This window comes from Pedobacter sp. Leaf216, from assembly GCF_001421515.1.
GTDB lineage: Bacteria > Bacteroidota > Bacteroidia > Sphingobacteriales > Sphingobacteriaceae > Pedobacter.
The window spans coordinates 1-1,476 of sequence record NZ_LMKM01000032.1 but is presented as its reverse complement, the minus strand read 5'-3'; the positions used below and the strand labels follow the sequence as shown (position 1 = coordinate 1,476).

At 35.2% G+C, this 1,476-nt stretch carries 2 protein-coding genes; one reads left to right on the top strand and one right to left on the bottom strand.

The annotated features are described in order from the left end of the window. The first annotated feature begins 348 nt into the window (after nt 1–348). The gene (locus ASE74_RS18335) at nt 349–1,215 is read left to right on the top strand and encodes a DUF808 domain-containing protein (protein WP_055912206.1); all 867 of its coding nucleotides are present in this window, start codon (nt 349–351) and stop codon (nt 1,213–1,215) included. A gap of 64 nt (nt 1,216–1,279) precedes the next feature. Here the strand turns inward: ASE74_RS18335 and ASE74_RS25255 are convergent. Beyond that, nucleotides 1,280–1,476: hypothetical protein (locus tag ASE74_RS25255; protein ID WP_235526159.1), on the bottom strand; the 197-nt coding region annotated here is incomplete at its 5' end.

Below are 1,476 nucleotides of genomic sequence, written 5' to 3'. Positions count from 1 at the left end.
GTTTAAGGCAATCCTATCAGCATTTCCGATTTTCTTCCCGACATGAAGATGCACTATGTTAACTTGGAATCCCTTTCTTCATTACCTTAATTTCTAAATGGTAAAGAGGCTGTTTCCCGCAAATTAATCTGATTTACGAAAAGACTTTACCCGTTTTACTTTTTTGAATAAATGTTCAAACTAAACCATCCTTCCGATGTTCTTGGTTTATCATTTTAAATTTTAGAATAATTACTTCCACTCCTAAATTTAGTTACTCCAGTTTGGATATATTATAACGATAGGGATTTTTAATTTAATAAGATAATCTAAAAAGGAATTGATATTTTGCAACATTAATAATTAGATATGGCTTCGGGTTTTTTTGCGATTTTAGATGATATAGGTGCGTTAATGGATGATGTAGCAGTAACGGCAAAGGTCGCTGCTAAGAAGACTGCTGGAATTTTGGGTGATGACTTAGCCGTGAACGCAGAAAAATCAACTGGTTTTCTTTCATCAAGGGAACTGCCAGTGCTTTGGGCAATCACAAAAGGGTCTTTAGTTAATAAAATTATTATTGTCCCAATAGCATTACTCTTAAATGTTTTTTTTCCCGTAGCGATTAAAGTGATTTTGGTTCTCGGTGGATTATATTTGGCTTTTGAAGGAGTGGAAAAAATAGTAGAATATTTTTTTCATAAGGCCGAATCTTCGCATGCAGAAGCAAAAGAATTAATTCAGGAAGGAGAAGCTGCAGAAAAGGTAAAAATCAGATCTGCCATTACCACTGATTTTATCCTTTCAATAGAAATCGTAATCATCGCATTGGGCAGTGTACTAGATCAAAAACTTGCTATTCAGATTATGACCGTATCTGTTGTCGCTTTATTGGCTACAATTGGTGTTTATGGAATTGTAGCAGCAATTGTTCGAATGGATGATGTTGGTTACAGGTTAATCAAAGCTTACGGTGAAAAGGGGATACTATCACGCATTGGAAAGTTGTTGGTTCAGTCGCTACCAATTATAATTAAAATATTAAGTGTAGTGGGTACCGTGGCATTAATCCTGGTGTCAGGTGGAATATTTGCACATAACATAGCATTTTTACATCATGTTTTCCCTACTTGGCCATCAATTATTAGAGAATTTGGCTTTGGTCTCGTTGCTGGAATTGTTTTGGTTGCAATCATTACTTTAGTTAAAAAATTGATTGTTATTATTAAATCTTAATTCGTAGGGTTTTTATCGATCAATTAACCCATCTTAAAAGGATTTTTATTTTTTTTTGTAAAGTCTATTCCGTACTACTATAAAAGTCAAAAGCAGTAGTCCCGGCGAAAACCCAGGCGCTGCCGCTGCCGTTGGGTTTATCTGGCAGTATTATTTGGTAACTTGAAACAGCTGGGCGCAGATTGAACCTTGCAATCCCTATGAACAAAGCCCCTATAAACACGTTAACTTCCAAAAAGTTTGGCTTCCCCTTTAAATTTT